Below are 2,592 nucleotides of genomic sequence, written 5' to 3'. Positions count from 1 at the left end.
AAAAAGCCAGACGATAGCGAATTGATTAACGAAGGCGCGGCGATTGCTAACAGTTTTTTTAATAGCAATGTTGTCGAGTTAAAACCTGTGCAAGTTGACACTGTAAAGATTGATTGCAAGTTACCAGTGGAATCATTAAACGAGGTGGCGGCATGGATTAAAGGGCAAATAGGCACAGCCCCGAAGTATTCCATCGTGCAAGCAACATTAGCCTTTGCCTGTGCTATGGCCAGTCGTTGTGTGCGTTTAAAAGACGGCACAAGCTCAAGCACGTTTTTGGCTGTCGTTGCTGACTCGGCAGGGCAACTACAGCCGCTTAAAGGGATTTTGAATAGTGCTATTGATGCGTGTGGTGATAGAAACATCATACGCGGGACTAAAATAAGTGGCTCTAGTTGTCTGCATAAACAGTTGTTGACTATGCCGCGTATGTTTTGGGCAACCGATGATTACGCGAATATGATTAGTTTCGGCAAAAAACAGCAGTCAGGCGCGATACAAGGGGCGTTAAGTGCTATCAATGAAGTGTATTTGAATAACACACTCTATTTAGATAAAGACAGCGTAGGGGCGAATTTTGGCAAAAAAGACGGCGAAGGCGATAAGCATATTTCAGAGTACAACATCTACCGTCCGTCTTTAACCATGCTTAGTTTGATGAGTAGCAAACATATCGACTTTGTGGCACAGCGAGATCAATACAGCATTGGGGCGTTGCAACGGTTAATGATCGCGCAAGGCGGCGATAGTGTGTCATGTGAGCGAGACTTTGACGCACCATTCCCTGCGTCGATTAAATTTATCGTTAATGCAATCAAGAAAACAGATAGTGATTTTTTTGATATTGCTTGCATGAATCCAGTGCAAAAGATTGCTATTTTTGATTGTGATAACACGGCTACTCTTTTTGCTCACTCTTTAACGCGCATTAAGGCAACTTGCAACACTGAGGAGCGCAAAGACCTACTTGGTATTGCTCTCGGTTGGTGTGGCACGTTTAAGCGGCTTTGTGTGGCTTTGAGTGCGTTTAATAACCCATCACAACCGATTATCGACGAGCGCATTGTGCAGTGGGTGGCTAATTGGATTGTCTTTCATCTTGAGAAATTGCTGTCACGATTAGAGATTAACGGATTAGATGAGGAAATAGGCATTGAGGAGGATGTTCTAAATGTTGTTTATGACTTTGGCAAAAAAGGCGCGTCAAGTCGTGACATCGGCCAAAAACTTAGAGCATTTAGAAACATGGACGCGGTGCAAAAATTAGAGATGTTGACTAAATTGCAGGCGCAAGAAAAAATCTTTGAAAAAAAGGAAGGAAAAGCAGTTCGTTATTTTATGCCTGTTTTTTTCAAAAGTGATTGCGTAAAGGATTCAAAATAAGTTAATGTTAAACGGTCAAACGGAATTGACCGACTGTTTTTGTGTGTGCAGCACGTTTCTATAGAAACGGCACGCACTGTAGCACACGTCAAACCTTAGAGCCGCAAGGGCTACAAGAGAAACGTGTCAATCGTGTTGTGTGCCGCATTAAAAACAATTTTAGAAAAAATTGTCGTCTTTTAACAAATTCCCCTAAAAACCTTAATACAATGCTCTCTCTCTGTATAAGTTAATATATATTATATATACGCGGAACATTACGTTGTCACAATTCCCCTCTAGCCCTACAGCCGCAAGGCTTGCAGCCGTGCCATTTGGTGTGTTGGTCTTTACGTTTCTTTTTATGGTTCTTTTTGTATAAGAAACGCATTCCTTATAAGTAAAAGTTATTAGATAAAAACAAAGAAAAGTCACATAATTTAAGCGTCTAGTGAGTAGCGTAGTGGCCAAGCATTAGATAAATTTAAGTCATGAAAAAACCGTTTTCTTAGCTTGCTGGGTTTGACTTAACCCTCCACTACCAAGCACAGGAAAGCGGTTTTTTCATTTGTGGGATTTACGTTATGAAAACATCCGAATCGTTATTTTTTTCACAAGCAATCAATGCTTGTTTGTCAGTAGCCAAGTCACTTGGCGCAAGCGATGCAATTGCATATGAGTTGGCAGTAAACGCAACAACCGAATCATTCTGCCAAGTCAACAAACAAAAACACGTAATTGAAGGCGTAAATTTAGAGTATTTAGTCTATGAAATCATTTGCAGAAATAAAGGCGATTCAAGTCGTGATATTGGCCAAAAACTGAGAGCGTTTAGAGATGTTGAATCAGACGAGAAAATGAGAATCCTAAAAAAACTCACAGAATCAAACAAAATCTACTCAAAAAAAGAAGGTAAAAGCGTTCGTTACTACCCAATAGTCTAGTTTGACAAGTTTTAACCCCTAATTTTTAGGGGTTAAAACAAGGAATAAGATATGAAACTCACCCCAAAGCAACAAATTGCTTTCGACACTATTCTGCAATGTATAGCCAACAAACAACCCGTTTTACTTACAGGCTTCGCAGGCACAGGCAAAAGCACAACTATTGCTACCGTCATCAAATCACTTAGTCACAAAATGATTACCATAGCCACGCCTACGCACAAAGCCGCAGCCGTGTTATCTGCCATGCTTGAGACAAACGGTATTATCTCGCCCAATGTCAAAG

Annotated in this window: 3 protein-coding genes; all 3 read left to right on the top strand. The window is 40.7% G+C overall.

From position 1 onward, the window contains the following. Nucleotides 1–1,383: hypothetical protein (locus Q0212_RS12645; protein WP_297926070.1), on the top strand; the 1,383-nt coding region annotated here is incomplete at its 5' end. 563 nt (nt 1,384–1,946) lie between these two features. Further along, on the top strand, nt 1,947–2,306 hold the full coding sequence (locus tag Q0212_RS12640; protein WP_297926069.1) for a hypothetical protein: 360 nt from the start codon (nt 1,947–1,949) through the stop codon (nt 2,304–2,306). Nucleotides 2,307–2,357: 51 nt separating this feature from the next. After that, nucleotides 2,358–2,592: AAA family ATPase (locus tag Q0212_RS12635; protein WP_297926066.1), on the top strand; the 235-nt coding region annotated here is incomplete at its 3' end.

The sequence above is a fragment of the uncultured Agitococcus sp. genome (assembly GCF_937920075.1).
Taxonomy (GTDB): Bacteria; Pseudomonadota; Gammaproteobacteria; order Pseudomonadales; family Moraxellaceae; genus Agitococcus.
Note: the sequence above shows the minus strand (reverse complement) of the source record. Positions and strands in the feature narration are given on the sequence as shown.